Origin of the sequence: Streptomyces bambusae, from assembly GCF_019400985.1 — a bacterium.
Taxonomy (GTDB): domain Bacteria; phylum Actinomycetota; class Actinomycetes; order Streptomycetales; family Streptomycetaceae; genus Streptomyces; species Streptomyces bambusae_A.
Genome location: NZ_WTFF01000701.1, coordinates 1 through 825, shown reverse-complemented (window position 1 = coordinate 825; position 825 = coordinate 1). Strand labels below are relative to the sequence as shown.

The window sequence follows — 825 nt, the reverse complement described above, 5'->3', positions numbered from 1 at the left end:
CGGCGAGCAGGGTGGTCTTGCCGAGGCCGGCCGGGCCGGACAGGGCGAGCAGGCCGCCGCCCTCGGCGCCGGTGCCGCGGGCGGCGCCGGCCAGTCGGGCCAGTGCCTCGTCGACGGCGGCGAGTTCGCTTTCGCGTTCGAACAGTTCACGCCGCATCCGGGGCCGGCGATCTGTCATGGCTGGTACCCCCCAGACCGGTTCGGGGGTTCAGCGTACGCCCGCGCCGCCGCGGACGGATCCGAATGATCAGATGTTCTTCATCGCGCAGAGCGAACAGCCAGTTGCTCCAGTACGGCGACGGCTTCGGCGGCCCGGTCGGCGGGGACGAAGATGTGGTCGTGGTGGAATCCCGCGATCACGTTGCAGCTCAGCCCGTGGGCGGCGAGTTCGGCGGCGAAGGCGCCGGTCAGTCCGACGGCGTCGAGTGCGGAGTGCACGCGCAGGGTGATCCAGCCGGTCACGTGGTCGTAGCCGAGTCCGGCGCGGTCGGCGGCCTCCTGGGGCAGGACGAGGGTGAGGCCCTCGGGCTCGCGGACCGTGGCGACGGGGTCGAGGCCCTCGGGCACGTCGGTGCCGGGCAGGGTGCAGAAGACGAACCGGCCGTCGTTCAGTTCGGGCCGCATGCCGCTGAGGAGGGTGGTCAGGTCGCGCTCGCCGCTCATACCGTCACCCTAGTCGCACGAACGGAAAGTTGACCGGTTCGGGACTCCGCGCGCGCCGGGCGCGTGTGGTCCAGCGTGTGGCGTCCCGGTCCCGCCGGCCGACGGCACGCCGGGACCGGGACCGGGACCGGGACCGGGACGGCGCCGCGGTCAGCCGGCGGC

1 protein-coding gene is annotated in these 825 nt (G+C 73.6%); it reads right to left on the bottom strand.

The window, feature by feature from the left end; all coding sequences use genetic code 11:
• Nucleotides 1-258: 258 nt before the first annotated feature.
• Nucleotides 259-663, bottom strand: coding sequence for an ACT domain-containing protein (locus tag GPJ59_RS36625; RefSeq protein WP_219672403.1), 405 nt, complete (start codon nt 661-663; stop codon nt 259-261).
• Nucleotides 664-825: the final 162 nt, after the last annotated feature.